The following is a 15,821-nucleotide window of genomic DNA, read 5'->3' as shown; positions in this document are numbered from 1 at the left end:
TCACACTAGCCAGCCGGCTGTCCCGCCCCGCGAAGGTCCGCCGGCCGTCGGTCTGCTGGGCGGGAAGCGACGCGGGGTCACCGACGCGTACGTCAGCCGGCCATCAGCCGACGGTAAGGAGTCCCGGGAAGGCTGAACCGAGCCGACACCGGAGGAACGACATGGATCAGCTACAGCGGCGCCGAGCCGCTCACCGCGACAGGCAACTCGCACCGGGGCGGGTGGCCACACCCTGGCTCGCCCTGCTGGCCGGTCCGCTGTCGTTCGGGATTGCCGCACCGGCACTGCTGCTCGACGACCTGGCGCGCGCGACGGGTGGTGGGGAACAGGCCGCGGCCGCCGGTGTGACCGCCTTCGGCTGGGGGATCGCGTTGGGGACGCCGCTGTTGGCGGCGCTGCTCGCCCGTCGCGGCGTACGAGCGGCCCTGACCGTCGCGTCCGCGCTGGTGGCAGCGGGGACGCTCATCCTCGTGCTGATCCCGAGCGTGTCGGCGATGGTGGCCGGTGCGGCGGTGCAGGGACTGGGGTCTGCCGGCCTCACCGTGACCGCGATGAAACTGGCCGACTCGGCCCGGCAGATGGGCGTGGTCGCCGCGTCGCTGGCGGTCGTCGGGGCCACCGGTCCGCTGACCGGCGCACTGATCGCCGACCTCTCCTCGTGGCAGGCGGCGCTGGCGTTGCCGCTGCTGGCGGTGCTCGCCGTGCCCGCGACTCGCCGCGGCACCACCGCACCGGACGCGGCGCCGGCGCCGTTCGACTTCTTCGGGATGACCATCCTGGCCATGCTGGTCACCGCAGCCGTCCTCATTCCGCACCGGCCGCTGGTGGCCGGCCCGGCCACCGTCGTGCTGCTGCCTCTGCTGGTGGCCTGGACCAAGGTCCGCCCGGACGGCTTCCTGCCTGCTGCGGTGGCACGGAACGGCCGGTTCCTCGCGGCGTGCGCGCTGGCCTTCGCGCTGGGAGCGGGGAACTTCGCCCTGCTCTACGCCGCGCCGGACCTGCTGCGACAGCACGCGGGATGGGCAGGCACCCAGAGCGGGCTCGTGCTGCTGGCGCCGTACCTGATCGGCGGCATCTGCTCCGGGTTCCTGGTCGCGGCATCCGTGCGAGTGCCACGCCGCGTCGCGGTCGCCGTGTTGCTCCTCACCGGCGCCGCCGCGCTGCTGCTGGCGACGGTCACCACCGCTGTACCGCTGCTGCTTGCGGCGATGACGCTCGGCTCCTTGGCCGCCGCGACCGGCCAAGGCGTACTCGCCCTGCACGCGGCCGGCGTCGTATCCGGCTCCCACCGGGCCGAAGCACTGGGCCTGTTCAACCTCGCCTACCTGCTCAGCGTCGCGATCGGACCAGCCATCGCCGTGGCGCTCTCCCATCCGACCGCCTGATCAGCCCACGTCACGTCGCGGTCGGCACTATCGTGACTTTCAGGTCCGGCAGGCCGCGCCGTACGATCCGGTCCTCCACGGAGGGAAGTCCACGTGCCTTCAGACGTACATCCGGCCCTGGATGTGTTGATGCCCGCGGCGTTCCTGGGCCACGGCAACCCGATGAACGCCCTCGAGGTCAACCGGTATACCTCCGCGTGGAGAGCCTTCGGCGCCGCGGTGCCGCGTCCCCGCGCGATCCTGGTGGTCAGCGCCCATTGGTACATCAACGCCACGGCCGTCACCGCGATGCCCCGGCCGAGGACCATCCACGACTTCTACGGGTTTCCGCAGGAGCTGTTCGAGGTGCAGTACCCGGCGCCGGGGCTGCCCGAGCTGGCTGAGGAGGTCAGTGACGTCGTCCATCCGACCTGGGTCGGGGCGGACGTCGACAGCTGGGGCATCGACCATGGCACCTGGTCGGTGCTGATGCACGCCTTTCCGGACGCGACGATTCCCGTCGTCCAGCTCAGCATCAACGCCGACAAGCCGATGGACTACCACCTTCAACTCGGCGCCCGGCTCGCTCCACTGCGTCGGCGCGGCGTGCTGATCGTGGCGAGCGGCAACGTCGTGCACAACCTGCGCGGCATGGACTGGACGCTGACCGACGACGGCTTCGACTGGGCGCGACGCTTCGACGAGGACGCCAAGGCCCGGATGTTGACCGATCCGGGCGAGTACGCGACCCTCGACGCCCACGGGGACTTCCGCCGTGCGGTACCGACACCGGATCACTTCATCCCGGCGTTGTATCTCGCCGGTCTGGCCGCCGCCATGGACACCCCCGACACCGAGGTCCTCGTCGACGGCTACGCCTACGGCTCGTTGTCCATGACGGCCTACACCCTGGGCATGTCCTGTCCACCGGCTGCCGGCCGGGGCGGATCCCCGCAGCCACCGTCCGGGCTGCCGCCGGACGGCTCCAACATCTGAGCACCGGCTGTGTTCGATGGTTCCCCATGTTTGTGCCCGGGTGACCTGGGGCGCGGTCGCCCGGGCACCGCGGGCTACACCGTCGGCCTGGCTTCGTGCAGGATCCGGGCCAGCTCGGCCGGTCGGCTGAGCATCGGCCAGTGCCATGTCGGCAGTTCCTCGTACCGCCACGAATCGCCGGCCATGTGCCGGCACAGCGGCACGGTGGCGGCCATCTCGCGTGCCTGCTCGGCGGTGAAGCTCGACAGCACGCCGAGGCGGGGCAGCTTCTCCCACGCGCCGGTGAGCCGCACCGGGGTGATGGCAGTCGCCCACGGCTGGGCCACCGACCGCTCATCGAGCAACGCGACGACCGACTCATCCACGTCTGCTGCGCTCGCCGCCAGCCCGGCCCACGGCGGGGGTGGCAGCCGCCAGCCGTCGCCGTGTTCGGCCACCATCGCCGCGTTGCGGTCACGCTCCGGGGGCGGGCTGAAGTCCTCGTTCGCCGCCCCGTCGGGCAGCGGGCCGGTGTCGACGAAGACCAGTTGGGCGATGCGGTCGGTCATGCGGTCGGCAACGGCGGTCGTCACGACCGCGCCGGCGTAGCTGTGCCCGACGAGCACCACGTCGTGCAGGTCCTCGTAGCGCAGCAGGTTGACCACGTCGGTGACGTGGACGTCGAGGTCGGTGTCCGGGCGGGCCAGGTGGGCGCGCTCGCCCAGACCGGTCAGGCTCAGCGGGTACACCTCGTGGCCGTGCCCGCGCAGGGCGGCGGTGACCGGGCGCCAGGCCCATGCGCCGAGCCAGAACCCGGGAACCAGTACGAAGGTCGTCATGCCTGACACGCTACGATCAATACCGGACAGGTTCCGCCCGGATTGGAAGTGGGGATTCGTGACCCGGCCGACCGCGCGCGTACTGGCGTTGCTGGAGATCCTCCAGGCCGGCGGCGGCTTCACCGTCGCCGAACTGGCCGGTCGGCTGGGCGTCGACGAGCGCACGGTCCGCCGCTACGCCGCGCACCTCGCCGACCTGGGCATCCCGGTCGAGGCCCGGCGCGGCCGCTACGGCGGATACCGGCTCGCGCCCGGATACAAGCTGCCGCCACTCATGCTCACCGACGAGGAGGCGGTCGCCGTCATGCTCGGGCTCGTCGCCGCCCGCCGGGCCGGGCTGGTCACCGCCGAAGGCGCGGCCGCCGAGAGCGCGACCGCGAAGATCCGCCGGGTGTTGCCGGCGGTTCTCGCCCGGCGGATCGATTCGCTGCTGGAGACCGTGGACTTCACCGCACGGGTCCGGAAGTCCGCCCCGCCCGGCATCGAGGTGCTGCTGGTGCTCGCGGAAGCGGCCCGGCATCAGCAACCGGTGAACATCACCTACACCACCTGGCGTGGCGAGGCCGGCGAGCGCCGACTCGACCCGTACGGGCTGGTCTTCCACGCCGGCCGGTGGTACGTCACCGGCCACGACCACAACCGCCGGGCCGTACGGACGTTCCGGCTCGACCGCATCGGGACCGCCCGCCCCACCCCGGGCAGGTTCGACATCCCGGCCGGCTTCGATCCCACCACGCAAGTACTCACCGGGCTGGCAGCAGTGCCGTACGCACACGACATCTCCGTGGTGCTGCACACCAGCCCGGAGCAGGCGCAGCGACGGATCCCGCCCTCGGTCGGCACGCTCACCGAGGTTCCCGGCGGAGTGCGCCTCACCGCCCGAGCGGAACGGCTCGACGGCGCGGCACAGATGCTCGCCGGGCTCGGCTGGTCGTTCACGATCGAGCGCCCGGACGAACTCAAGGACGAGATACGCTCCCTGGCCGCCCGGCTGCTCACCGACACCGACGCCTGATCGGGCACTCACCCCGCGTACCGGCCGGATCGCTTCGGGCGCGCTGTCCCTGGCGGCGAGGCAATCGGCGGGGAATGATCGGGGTACACCGCGGGCTGCCCGCAGCAGTCCACGGCGCAGCAGAAGGGCGGGTCGACGCCGATGACTCCGACGCAGCTACGGGCCTACGTCGCTGTCGTCCGGCTGGGATCCGTCAAGCAGGCCGCCGCGCAACTGGAGGTCTCCGAGTCGGCGGTCTCGCTGCTCATCGGCCAGCTCCGGCGGGAGTTCGGAGACCAGTTGTTCACCCGGACGGCGGCGGGGCTGGCCTTCACCCCCGGCGGGCTGCGGCTCGCCAGCCGCGCGGCCGAGATGCTGGGCCTGCAGGACCGTACGGTCCTGGAGGTCAGTTCGGCGGCACACGGCCGCCGGATGCTGCGGGTCGCCGCCTCCAGCGAGTTCGCCGAGTTCGCCGCGCCGAGACTGATCGAGCTGTTCGCCAGACGCGCCGCCGACCTCGACATCGAGCTGAGCGTCTGCGACCCCGGCTCCTTCGAGTCGCTGCTGCTGACCCGGGCCGCGGACGTCGCGATGGGGCCGCTGCCGCCGGTGGCTGATCCGGCGATCTCCGGCCGGCCGATGATGAACTACCGGCTGGTGACTGTCCTCGGCCCGGACCATCCGCTGGCCGGTGTGCCGGCCTCGCCGGGGCAGCTGCGTGACCAGACCTGGCTGCTCGGCCCTTCGGCCACCGACACCGTGGGCGCTGTCCCGGCGATGCTGCGCCGGCTCGGCGTACCCGAGGAGCGGCAGCAGATCTTCCAGAGCCACGCGGCGGCGCTGGGTGAGGCGCAGCGCGGCCGGGGGATCGCGCCCGCGCTGTCGTTCACCGTCGCGCCGGATCTCCGCAGCGGCCAACTCGTGGCGTTGTCCGGGCCGCACGCCAAGGCCGAGGCGGTGTGGCATTCGCTGGTGCTCGTCACACCCGGCACACCGTCCGTGGCAGCGGAACTGTGCCGCTTCGCGTCGACGCCCCGGGCGATTCAGGCGATGATGCGCGGCGTGGGCGTCGCGGTGAACCGCTTCCGGCCCTCGGTGCACGTGACGCTCTGGAGCTGACCGGCGGCGTCCAGCAGGTCCCGGAACGTCGCGGCCGGCAGCAGCCGGTCACAGTAGGGCAGGGCCGCGGCCATGCCCGCCACCAGGGGAGCGAAGCCGGGGGCGCCGGCCCGTGGGTTCAGCCAGACGATCCGGTGGGCGCGGCGGCTCAGCCGTGCCATCACGGCGGCGAGTTCGTCCGAGGGGTCGCTGTCCCAGCCGTCCGAGCCGATCAGCACCACCGCCCCGCGAACCGCGTCGCCGTGCGGGGACGCGAGCAGTGCCCGCAGGTTCGTCGCGATGCGCGTACCCCCGAACCGGTCGGTCACGGCGGCGCCGGCGTGCGCGATCGCCGCGGACGCCGACGTGTGCCGCAGCGCGACGGTGAGCCGGGTGAGCGTCGTGGCGAAGGCGAACACCTCCGCGTCGGTGCTCACCGCGAAGGCCCGCAGCAGGTGCAGGTACGCGTGGGCCTGGGCCCGCATCGACTCGCTGAGGTCGCACAGCAGCACCACCCGGCGCGGTCGGCGTACCTGTCGCTCGCGGACGACCTCGACGGGCTCCCACGCGGTGCGACGGGCCCGGGCGATCGTCGGACGCAGCGCGACGCGCCGCCCGGCCGGACCGACGGCGTGCCGCCTGGTGCGCCGGGACGGCCAGCGGGCGACGGCCTCGCGCAGGGCGTCGCCGAGCAGCGCGAGCTGGGCGGCGTCGAGGTCCTCGAACGGCCGGTCGGCGAGCCCGGCGAGGGCGCTGGGCCGTCGCTCGGGCAGCCGCACCCCGGCGTCGGAGGGCTCCGCCTCGGCGACGGGCGCCGGCAACGTCGCCCACGGCAGCCCACCACCGTCGCCGGTGGCGTCGGTGTCGGCGGGCAACGGCAGGTGCACGTCGTCACGAGCGGCCGGCGGGGCCGCGGACCGGGTGAGCGGCAGCGGCGGCGCGTCGGCGAAGACAGCGGCGAAGACGCGGTCGAAGGCGGCGAGGTCGGCGTGCCGCCGCACGAAGCTGATCCGGGCGGCCCAGTAGAGCGCGGTCGTCTCACCGGGCGTCCACACGCCGAGCGCCCGGACGAAATCACCGGCCTCGGTGAGCCCGGCGGGTACGCCGGCCCGCTGCAACCGGTCGGCGAACGCCGTCGCGAACGCCGCGCGGTCGACGCCGCGCAGCAGACCGCCGCTCACCGGCGGGCGACCCACCAGGCGATCATCCCACCGACGACGACGATCCCGACGAGCACCGGCACGAGGCGCTTGACGACGGCCCCACCGGCGATGTCGAGCAGGTCCAGCGTCTCCGGTTCGGCGTCGGCATCCGGTCGACCGGTGGGCGCCGAGACGGCCACGGGGGTGCCGGCCACGGTGGTCCCGGACGGGGTGGCGTCCGCGTCGGCCGCGAGGGTACGGGGCAGGGCCGTGGAGGCGTCGGGCCCGGTCGCGGCGGACGTGGCGCGGTCGGGCGTGGCGGCGACGGCCGGCGCGGGCTCGGACGCGTCAGGCGCGGTGGCCGCGTGCGGGTCGCCGGTCTCCTCTGCCGCCAGCCTCGCTTCGAGGTTGGCGACGAACTGGGCGAGCAGCTTGCCGGACACCTCCTTGATCATGCCGCTGCCGAACTGGGCCAGCCGCCCCGAGATCTTCAGATCGGTGTCCACGTTGACGACTGTGCGCTGACCGTCCGGCCGCAGGTGGGCGGTGACCAGGGCGGACGCGTTCGCCGCGGACCGCCGGTCGCGGCCCTTCGCCTCGATCACCCCCCGGTACCGCTCCTCGTCCTTCTCGACGAAACGTGCGGTGCCGGCGAACTCGGAGACGACCGGGCCGACCTTGACCTTCACCGTGCCCTGGTGGACGTCGCCGTCGACGCCGGTCAACTGGGCGCCCGGCAGGCACGGCGCGACGCCCTCCAGGTCGGTGAGGATCGCCCACGCCTGCGCGATCGGAATGTCGACGGTGAACTCGTTGGTGATCTTCATGCCGGCCTCTCCTGGTGTGCGCCGAGCGCGGCGGCGACGGCGGCGCGGTCGTCGGGGGTCTTGGCGATGGTGCCGATGGTCCGGACGACGTCGGCGGCGGAGAGGTCGGCGGCGCCGAGCACTGACAGCGCGGCGACCCAGTCGATGGCCTCGGCCATGCCGGGCGCCTTGTCCAGGCCGAGGGCACGTACGTCGCCGACGAAGGCGGTCGCCGTGCGGATCAGCCCTTCGGTGGCGCCCGGCACGGCCCGCCGGACGATCTCGGTGGCCCGGTCCATCTGCGGAAAGTCGATCCAGTGGTACAGGCAGCGGCGGCGCAGCGCGTCGTGCAGGTCGCGGCTGCGGTTGGAGGTGAGCACCACGACCGGCGGCGTGGTCGCGGTGAACGTGCCCAGCTCGGGGATGGTGATCCCGGACTCGCCGAGGAACTCGAACAGCAGCGCCTCGAACTCGTCGTCGGCCCGGTCGATCTCGTCGATCAGCAGCACCGGCGGGACCGGCCCCGGGTGGCGTACCGCCCGCAGGATCGGCCGTTCCTGCAGGAACTCCGCGGCGAACAGGTCGGCGTCGGTGAGCGAGGCGTGCCGGGCCTCGGCCAGCCGGATGGCGAGCAACTGCCGCTGGTAGTTCCATTCGTACAGCGCCTCGCCGGGCGTCAGGCCCTCGTAGCACTGCAGCCGGATCAGTGTCGTGTCCAGCGCCCGCGCCAGCGCCTTGGCCGCCGCGGTCTTGCCGACGCCGGGCTCACCCTCGAGCAGCAGCGGCTTGCCCAGCTCCAGCGCGAGGAAGACGGCCATCGCCATGCCGTCGTCGGCCAGGTAGTCGACGGCGTCGAGCCGGCGCCGCACGGCCAGGGGGTCCTTCACCGCGCCTCGCCCGAGAGCAGCCGCCGGTAGTCCGCGCGGGTGTCCACGTCGATCGGCACCGGCCCGTCCACAGGTATCTCCGTGACCGGGTGGCGGCCGGAGTGCAGCAGCTTCCACACCGCCTTGTCGCCGTGCAGGACACGCAGCTCCGGCAGGACGTCGCGGGCGAACCAGAACGGGTGCCCCAGACCGTCGGCGTACCGGCACACCGCGAGCGGGGTGGTCGCCGCCGCGACCCGGCATACGTCGGCGGCCCGTACGCCTGGTTGGTCGCCGAGCAGGAGCACGAGCCCGTCGGCGCGCGGGTCCACCGCCTGCGTCGCGGCGCGGACCGACGATCCGCAACCAGTGCTGAACTCGGCGTTCTCGACGACCTGGACCCCGGTCAGGTCCACCCGTTCGCGGATCAGGTCGGCGGCGCCGCCGAGGGTCACCAGCAACTGGTCGAAGGCGCACGAACGGGCCAGGTCGAGGGTGGCGTCGAGCAGCGTCCGCCCGCGGTACGGCAGCAGTTGTTTGGCCTCGCCGAGGCGTACCGAGGCCCCGGCGGCCAGAACCAGGCCGGTCACGAACACGGCTACGCCGCCACGTGCCGGTCGAGGCAGCCGGGGCAGCAGAACCAGTGGTCGGTGCCGTCGATCCGCACGTGCGGGGTGTCCGGTCCGACCAGGACTGTCATCCCGCACACCGGGTCGACTGCTTGCTGGGGGAGCGCCGCGGGTGGTGCGGGGGAGGAAGCGAGGCCGTCCACCCGCAGCGCCCGCACCACCTCGGCCATGATCGACAGTGCGATCTCCTGTGGTGAGCGCGCCCCGATCTCCAGCCCGGCCGGGGTCCGGACCCGGGCGCGCTCCGCGTCGGACAGCGCCAGTTCGTCGAGCACCGCCGCCCCGCGCTTTCGGCTGGCGACCAGCGCGATGTGCCCCACCCCGGCGTCCAGGGCGGCGCGGATGGCGTCCTGCTCGCCCTTGCCGAGGCCGGCCACCACGACCGCTGTCGCGCCGGCGTAGTCGCCGGACGTGGCCACCTCGAAGTCGAGGAAGGCCGCCAGGGTGGCCACCGCCGCGCTGATCGGCGTGTCGCCCACCAGACCCAGCACGGGTACCGGTAGCACCGGGCGCAGGAAGATCTCCAGCGCCCCGCCCGAGTGGCACGGGTTGACCACGACCCGTGCCCCCGGCGTGTCGGGGAAGGCGGGCGTGCCGTCCGGCAGGACCCGCAGCAGCAGCGCCTTGCCGTCGCGGAGGGTGTCCAGGGCGGCCGCCCGCACCGAGTTCTCGGCGCACACCCCGCCGACGAAACCCTCGATGGTGCCGTCGGGCAGGATCACCGCGTCGTCGCCGGGCCGGGCCGACGTCGGGTCCTGCGCCCGGACCACCGTGGCGTGCACGAACGGCGCGCGCGAGACGGTCAGATCCTGCGTACGGCGGGCGATAGTCGTCATGGCCACCTCCCCTAGATCGGCGGGCGGGCGTTGCCGCGCATCGCGTCCCAGACGCGCGACGGCGTCAACGGCATGTCGGCATGCCGTACGCCGAAGGGTTCGAGCGCGTCGACGATCGCGTTGACGATCGCGGGCGGGGAGCCGACGGTGGCGGACTCGCCCACACCCTTCGCGCCGATCGGGTGGTGCGGGGACGGGGTGACGGTGAAGCCGGTCTCCCAGTCGGGCACCTCCAGCGCGGTGGGCAGCAGGTAGTCCATCAGCGACGCGCCGAGGCAGTTGCCGTCCTCGTCGAACGCGATCATCTCCATCAGGGCCATGCCGACCCCGTCGGCCAGCCCGCCGTGCACCTGCCCCTCGATGATCATGGGGTTGATCCGGGTGCCGCAGTCGTCGACGGCGATGAAGCGCCGCACCTTGACCTGCGCGGTGCCGGGGTCGATGTCCACCACGCAGATGTACGCCCCGTGCGGATACGTCAGGTTCGACGGGTTGTAGCAGATCTGCGCCTCCAACCCGCCCTCGACGCCCTCGGGCAGGTCACCGGCGCCGTGGGCCCGCATCGCGATGTCCTGGATCGTCACGCTCTTACCCGGATCGCCCTTGACCCGGAAGGAACCCTTGTCCCATTCCAGGTCGGCGACCGAGACCTCCAGCATGCCGGAGGCGATGATCCGGGCCTTGTCGCGGACCTTGCGGGCCACCAGGGCCGCCGCGGCGCCGGAGACGGGGGTGGACCGGCTGCCGTACGTGCCGAGGCCGAACGGCGTGTTGTCGGTGTCGCCGTGCAGCACGTCGATGTCGTCCGGCGGAATGCCGATCTCCTCCGCGACGATCTGCGCGAACGTCGTCTCGTGCCCCTGACCCTGGGACTGCACGCTGAGCCGGACCACCGCCTTGCCGGTCGGGTGCACGCGCAACTCGCAACCGTCGGCCATGCCCAGGCCGAGGATGTCCATGTTCTTGCGCGGCCCGGCGCCGACGGCCTCGGTGAAGAACGCGATGCCGATGCCCATCAGCTCGCCCCGGGCCCGCTTCTCCTGCTGCTCGCGCCGCAGGTCGGCGTAGCCGGCCATCTCCATCGCCAGGCGCATCGTCGGCTCGTAGTCGCCGGAGTCGTACACCCAGCCGGTCTTCGTGGTGTACGGGAACTGCTCCGGGCGGATGAAGTTCTTCAGCCGCAGCTCGGCCGGGTCCATGCCCAGCTCGTCGGCGAGGCAGTCGACGATCCGCTCGACGAGGTAGACGGCCTCGGTGATGCGGAACGAACAGGCGTACGCCACACCGCCCGGCGCCTTGTTCGTGAAGACCGCCGTCATCTTGCAGTACGCGGCCTCGATGTCGTAGCTGCCGGTGAAGACGCCGAAGAAACCGGCCGGGTACTTCACCGGCGCGGCGGTGCCGTTGAAGGCGCCGTGGTCGGCGAGGACGTTGGTGCGGATGGCCAGGATCCGGCCGTCACGGGTCGCCGCGATCTCACCACGCATGATGTAGTCGCGGGCGAAGCCGGTGCTGATCAGGTTCTCGAAGCGGTCCTCCATCCACTTCACCGGCTTCCCGGTGACGATCGACGCGACGATCGCGCAGACGTACCCCGGATAGATCGGCACCTTGTTGCCGAAGCCACCGCCGATGTCCGGCGAGATCACCTGGATCTTGTGCTCGGGGATGCCCGCCACCAGGGCGTAGAGGGTGCGGTGCGCGTGCGGCGCCTGCGTGGTGGACCAGAGGCGCAGCTTGCCCTCGACGGCGTCGAAGTCGGCGACCGCGCCGCACGTCTCCATCGGCGCCGGGTGCACCCGCGGATAGACCAGGTCCTGGGTGACCACGACGTCCGCCCGGGCGAACACCGCCGCGGTGGCCGCCTCGTCGCCGGTCTCCCAGTCGAAGCAGTGGTTGTCGGTCTTGCCCTCCAGGTCGTCGCGGATCACCGGGGCGTCCGGTTCCAGCGCGCGGCGGGCGTCGACGACCGGGTCGAGGACGTCGTACTCGACGTCGATCAGCTCCAGCGCGTCCCGCGCCGCGTACGGGTCCTCGGCGACGACGAACGCCACCTCCTGGCCCTGGAAGCGCACCTTGTCGGTGGCGAGGACGGCCTGCACGTCGTTGGAGAGCGTCGGCATCCAGGCCAGACCCTGCTCGGCCAGCATCGCCCCGGTCACTACCGCCTTGACGCCGGGGGATGCCTCGGCGGCGCTCGTGTCGATGCTCAGGATCCGCGCGTGGGCCACCGGCGAGCGGAGGATGGCCAGGTGCAGCAGCCCGGGCAGCCGGACGTCGTCGACGAACCGGCCCCGGCCGCGCACGAAGCGCGGATCCTCTTTCCGCAGCATCCGGCCGTAGCCCACCGGCTTCTGGTCGTTGTCGTGGAAGGTGTCCACGCGCTCGTGCACAGTCGTCATACGACGCTCCCGGCGGGCCGGCCGGCGTTGTCGATCTCGCCGGCTTCGGGTGATTCGGTGGTCTCGGTGACCGCGGCGGCCGCGTTCGCCTCGTGCACGGCGGCCCAGCGCACCGAGCGCACGATGGTGGCGTAGCCGGTGCAGCGGCAGATCTGGCCGGAGATCGCTTCGCGGATCTCCGCCTCGGTCGGGTCCGGGTTGCGGTTGAGCAGCGCCCGAGCGGTCATCATCATGCCGGGCGTGCAGAAGCCGCACTGCAGGCCGTGGCACTGCATGAAGCCCTGCTGGACCGGGTCGAGCTCCGCGCCCTTGGCCAGGCCCTCGACGGTACGCACCTGGTGGCCGCCGGCCATCGCGGCCAGCACGGTGCACGACTTCACCGGTTCGCCGTCGAGCCAGACGACGCAGGTGCCGCAGTTGCTGGTGTCGCAGCCCGAGTGCGTGCCGGTCAGGCCCAGCACGTCGCGCAGGAAGTGCACAAGCAGCAGGCGACCCTCGATCTCCCGGGTGACCTCGACGTCGTTGACGGTCATGGTGACCTGCATGCTCAGCTCCTCGCCCGTTCCACGGCCCGGCGCAGGGTCCGTCTGGTCAGCTCGTCGGCCAGGTGCCGCTTGTAGTCCGCGCTGCCCCGCTGATCGGTGGCCGGATCGCAGCTGCGCGCGGCGATCGCGCCGGCCTGCGCGAAGAGGCTCTCGCTGGGTGTCTGCCCGCGCAGCGCCGCCGAGACCTCCGGGATACCTGTGGTGTTCGGGCCTACGGCGGCCAGCCCGACCCGGGCGTCGGAGATCACGTCGCCGTCGAGCCAGACCGCGGCGCCGGCCGAGACCACCGCCCAGTCGCCGGCCCGGCGTTCCACCTTCTCGTAGGCGCTGCCGCAGCCGGGCCGCACCGGCAGCCGGACCTCGACCAGGATCTCCCCGTCGCCGACGGCCGTCTCGTACGGCCCGACGTGGAACTCCTCCATGGACACCACCCGTTCGGCGCCGCCCGGCCCGCGGATCACGCAGCTCGCGTCCAGGGCGGTGCAGACCGCGGACAGGTCCTCCGACGGGTCCGCCTGGCACAGGGAGCCGCCCAGTGTGCCCCGGTTGCGCACGATCGGATCGGCGATCACCCGTTCGGCGTCGGCGAAGATCGGGAAGGCCGCCGTCAGGGTGGCGGACTCCAGCAGCTCCCGATGCCGGGTCAGCGCACCGATGCGTAGCTCGTCCGGGCCCGCCTCGATGTAGCCGAGCTCGTCGTGGAGATCGTTGATGTCGATGAGATAGTCGAAAGTGGCCAGCCGCAGCTTCATCATCGGCAGCAGGCTGTGCCCGCCGGCGATCAGCCGTGACGTGCTGCCCAGCCGTTCCATCAGGCTGATGGCGTGGTCCACACTGGTTGCTCGTTCGTACTCGAACGGGGCCGGCACCTGCATATCGCACCTCCGGAAGTCGTCAATGTGGTGCCGGTGCCCGCGGAAGTCAACGCCGACCTAAGCAAGTCCTTAGGTCGGCGTTGACGGTGCCGCTGCTGCTCACGGATCGTGCGGCAATGCGAGACATCGTCGACGGGTTGAGCGCGTGGCGCGTCGCCGGCGTCCGGTTCGCCGTCGCGACAGTGGTGCGGACCTGGAAGTCGGCGCCCAGACCGCCGGGCGCGGCCATGGCGGTCTGCGCCGACGGTGAGGTCGTCGGCAGCATCTCCGGAGGTTGCGTCGAGGGCGCTGTGTACGAGCTGTGCCGGGAGGCCATACGCACCGGCCAGGTGCGCACCGAGACGTACGGCGTCGGCGACGACGACGCCTTCGAGGTGGGCCTGACCTGCGGCGGCACCATCGAGGTCCTGGTGCAGCCGGACGTCGTGCTGACCGAGCCCGACGCGGTGCTCGCCGCGATCCGCGCGGGTACGCCGGTGGCGACGGCGTCCGCCGGAATGGCCCAGATGGTGGTCTGGCCCGACCGGGTGGCCGGCACCCTCGGCGACGCCGACCTGGACCGCGCGGTGACGCAGCAGGCCGAGGGGATGCTGGCCCTCGGCACCACCGGAACCGTTCGACTCGGTACGCGCGGGCAGCAGCGGCACGACGAGGTGTCCGTGTTCGTCCAGTCGTACCTGCCGCCACCACGGATGATCGTGTTCGGCGCGATCGACTTCGCCGTCGCGGTGGCCCGGATCGGCCGCTTCCTCGGCTACCACGTCACGGTGTGCGACGCCCGGCCGGTGTTCGCCACCCGCAAGCGCTTCCCCGACGCCGACGACCTCGTCGTGCAGTGGCCGCACAGATACCTGGAGTCGACGGCCGTCGACGAGCGCACCGTGCTCTGCGTCCTCACCCACGACCCGAAGTTCGACGTCCCGCTGCTGGAGGTCGCCCTGCGCACCCGGGCCCGCTACATCGGCGCGATGGGCAGCCGCCGCACCCATACCGACCGGCTGCGCCGTCTGCGCGAGGCGGGCGTGGACGAGGCCGCCCTCGCCCGGCTCTCCTCACCGATCGGACTCGACCTGGGGGCGCGGACGCCGGAGGAGACCGCCGTGGCGATCGCCGCCGAGTTCGTCGCCCTGGCCGCCGGAGGGTCCGGCCGGCGGCTGACGGACCTCGACACCCCGATCCACCACCACTGAGCGGACCAGCGGCGAACGTGTCACCCCCGGCTCAGGCCGAGCGCCTCGTCCACCCGGTCCAGCACCGTCACGTCGTCGTGGCCGACACCGCGCAGCAGGTCGATCGCGGTCGCCCGGATCTGCCCGACGATCATGGTGACCGGCAGCGGCGGATCGGTCCGCAGCAGGCCCGCGGCGATCCGGACCGCCTCCAGCGCCGCCGCGTCGGCCCGCTGCGCGTGCCGGTCGGCGTCGGCGCCGGTGAGGTCGTGGGCCATGGCCTCACCGGCCGACCGTACGGCGGAGGTCAGCGCGCCGATCGCGGCGGCCAGCTCCGGCGGCGTGGCGGTGTGCCGGCGGGTCAGGGTCACGCCGGCCCGGGCCAGCACCCGGATGTTGCGGGCGGCGTAGTCGAGCTGCCGCAGCGTGGCCTCCACCTCGGCGAGCTTGCCCAGGTGCCGGCGGCGCAGTCCCAGCCGCAGCGTCTCGCCGGTGGCGAGCACGGCGGCCTGCATCTCGGCGACGCAGTCGTCCACCTGCCGCGCCCGGTCCAGCGCGGCGCGGGCGGCGTCCTCGTCGCAGCCACGCAGCGCCGCGTTGACCTGGTCGAGCAGGTCGGCCAGGTCGGTGTAGCTGCGCCGGGCCTGGGCCACCAGTGGTGCCAGCGGGTCACGGGCGGCCATCAGCTGGCTGGCGGCGAGCGCCACGGCGCCGCCGATGAGCGCGTCGACGAAGCGGAACGGCATCAGCGTCCCGTTCGGCGCGGAGACCACGACCAGGTACATCGCCGAGACGGTGGCCTGCACGACCAGGGCACGGCGGGCCCCGATCACCACGAGCGTCGTGGTGGTCAGCAGCAGCACCAGCAGGACCGTCTCGGTGCCCGGGCCCAGCGCGTACACCAGCAGCTCGGCGACGAGCACGGCGGCTGCCACGGCGAGCAGGATCTCGACGGTCTGCCGCAGCCGTCGCCCGCGGGACTCGCCGAGCACGACGAGCGCGGCGGTCGGCGCGAAGAACGGATCCGGGTGACGGATCACCACCGCCGCCACGATCCACGCGACCACAGCGGCGGCGGTCAGCTCGACCACTGTCATCCCGTCGCCGCGTAACCGCGCGACGGCGTCGCGTACCCAGCTCCGCACCGGTCGTACCCCTCTCGCCGGACAGGCCGGGACCCGGCCGCCGATTGATCTTCCGCGAGGAGGCCCACTACCCCGGCTGTGACCTGCTCAATCGCTGACGCCGGTAGCCGGCGCGGCCGACGACCCGCACCTGCCC

General features: G+C 72.7%; 15 protein-coding genes. 5 read left to right on the top strand and 10 right to left on the bottom strand.

Annotation, left to right across the window (positions count from 1 at the left end; all coding sequences use genetic code 11):
* The first annotated feature begins 161 nt into the window (after positions 1 to 161).
* Together DQE82_RS18775 and ygiD are read left to right on the top strand one after the other, a co-directional pair.
* On the top strand, positions 162 to 1,385 hold the full coding sequence (locus tag DQE82_RS18775; protein ID WP_069087914.1) for an MFS transporter: 1,224 nt from the start codon (positions 162 to 164) through the stop codon (positions 1,383 to 1,385).
* Between the two features lie 129 nt (positions 1,386 to 1,514).
* Positions 1,515 to 2,360 carry a 4,5-DOPA dioxygenase extradiol gene (ygiD, locus tag DQE82_RS18770; protein ID WP_113973341.1) on the top strand — a complete coding sequence of 282 codons (846 nt, stop codon included), beginning with the start codon at positions 1,515 to 1,517 and terminating at the stop codon, positions 2,358 to 2,360.
* 74 nt (positions 2,361 to 2,434) lie between these two features.
* Here the strand turns inward: ygiD and DQE82_RS18765 are convergent, their stop codons facing one another.
* Positions 2,435 to 3,178, bottom strand: a complete 744-nt coding sequence (locus DQE82_RS18765; RefSeq protein WP_113973340.1) for an alpha/beta fold hydrolase — start codon at positions 3,176 to 3,178, stop codon at positions 2,435 to 2,437.
* Positions 3,179 to 3,236: 58 nt separating this feature from the next.
* Between DQE82_RS18765 and DQE82_RS18760 the strand changes: the two genes are divergently transcribed.
* Both DQE82_RS18760 and DQE82_RS18755 read left to right on the top strand, forming a co-directional pair.
* On the top strand, positions 3,237 to 4,193 hold the full coding sequence (locus tag DQE82_RS18760) for a YafY family protein (protein WP_113973339.1): 957 nt from the start codon (positions 3,237 to 3,239) through the stop codon (positions 4,191 to 4,193).
* A 141-nt stretch (positions 4,194 to 4,334) separates the two neighbouring features.
* On the top strand, positions 4,335 to 5,291 hold the full coding sequence (locus DQE82_RS18755; RefSeq protein WP_064447319.1) for a LysR family transcriptional regulator: 957 nt from the start codon (positions 4,335 to 4,337) through the stop codon (positions 5,289 to 5,291).
* Here DQE82_RS18755 and DQE82_RS18750 read toward each other — a convergent pair.
* Genes DQE82_RS18750 through DQE82_RS18715 form a run of 8 tightly spaced genes read right to left on the bottom strand, consistent with a single transcriptional unit; the run spans position 5,216 to position 13,371 of the window.
* On the bottom strand, positions 5,216 to 6,466 hold the full coding sequence (locus DQE82_RS18750) for a VWA domain-containing protein (RefSeq protein ID WP_233514712.1): 1,251 nt from the start codon (positions 6,464 to 6,466) through the stop codon (positions 5,216 to 5,218). The two genes, DQE82_RS18755 and DQE82_RS18750, sit on opposite strands and share 76 nt — an antisense overlap.
* Complete coding sequence (locus DQE82_RS18745) at positions 6,448 to 7,239, bottom strand: SRPBCC family protein (RefSeq protein ID WP_113973338.1); 792 nt, start codon at positions 7,237 to 7,239, stop codon at positions 6,448 to 6,450. The genes DQE82_RS18750 and DQE82_RS18745 overlap by 19 nt, the downstream gene beginning before the upstream one ends.
* Positions 7,236 to 8,105, bottom strand: a complete 870-nt coding sequence (locus tag DQE82_RS18740; protein ID WP_113973337.1) for a MoxR family ATPase — start codon at positions 8,103 to 8,105, stop codon at positions 7,236 to 7,238. The genes DQE82_RS18745 and DQE82_RS18740 overlap by 4 nt, the downstream gene beginning before the upstream one ends.
* Complete coding sequence (locus DQE82_RS18735; protein WP_233514711.1) at positions 8,102 to 8,674, bottom strand: NTP transferase domain-containing protein; 573 nt, start codon at positions 8,672 to 8,674, stop codon at positions 8,102 to 8,104. The genes DQE82_RS18740 and DQE82_RS18735 overlap by 4 nt, the downstream gene beginning before the upstream one ends.
* A gap of 8 nt (positions 8,675 to 8,682) precedes the next feature.
* A complete protein-coding gene (locus tag DQE82_RS18730) occupies positions 8,683 to 9,549 on the bottom strand; it encodes an XdhC family protein (protein ID WP_113973335.1) in 867 nt (288 codons plus the stop codon).
* Positions 9,550 to 9,560: 11 nt separating this feature from the next.
* Positions 9,561 to 11,951 carry an aerobic carbon-monoxide dehydrogenase large subunit gene (locus tag DQE82_RS18725; RefSeq protein ID WP_113973334.1) on the bottom strand — a complete coding sequence of 797 codons (2,391 nt, stop codon included), beginning with the start codon at positions 11,949 to 11,951 and terminating at the stop codon, positions 9,561 to 9,563.
* A complete protein-coding gene (locus tag DQE82_RS18720; RefSeq protein ID WP_043325358.1) occupies positions 11,948 to 12,496 on the bottom strand; it encodes a (2Fe-2S)-binding protein in 549 nt (182 codons plus the stop codon). Before DQE82_RS18720 ends, DQE82_RS18725 begins: the two co-directional genes overlap by 4 nt.
* Positions 12,497 to 12,498: 2 nt before the next feature.
* A complete protein-coding gene (locus tag DQE82_RS18715) occupies positions 12,499 to 13,371 on the bottom strand; it encodes a xanthine dehydrogenase family protein subunit M (protein WP_113973333.1) in 873 nt (290 codons plus the stop codon).
* A gap of 116 nt (positions 13,372 to 13,487) precedes the next feature.
* On the opposite strand from DQE82_RS18715, the gene DQE82_RS18710 reads away from it, so the two are divergent.
* Positions 13,488 to 14,561, top strand: coding sequence for an XdhC family protein (locus tag DQE82_RS18710; RefSeq protein ID WP_113973332.1), 1,074 nt, complete (start codon positions 13,488 to 13,490; stop codon positions 14,559 to 14,561).
* 20 nt (positions 14,562 to 14,581) lie between these two features.
* Here DQE82_RS18710 and DQE82_RS18705 read toward each other — a convergent pair whose 3' ends face one another.
* Positions 14,582 to 15,685, bottom strand: a complete 1,104-nt coding sequence (locus DQE82_RS18705; RefSeq protein ID WP_064447327.1) for an FUSC family protein — start codon at positions 15,683 to 15,685, stop codon at positions 14,582 to 14,584.
* Between the last annotated feature and the right edge of the window lie 136 nt (positions 15,686 to 15,821).

It is taken from the genome of Micromonospora sp. LHW51205, from assembly GCF_003315815.1.
In the GTDB taxonomy this organism is placed as follows: domain Bacteria; phylum Actinomycetota; class Actinomycetes; order Mycobacteriales; family Micromonosporaceae; genus Micromonospora; species Micromonospora chalcea.
Note: the sequence above shows the minus strand (reverse complement) of the source record. Positions and strands in the feature narration are given on the sequence as shown.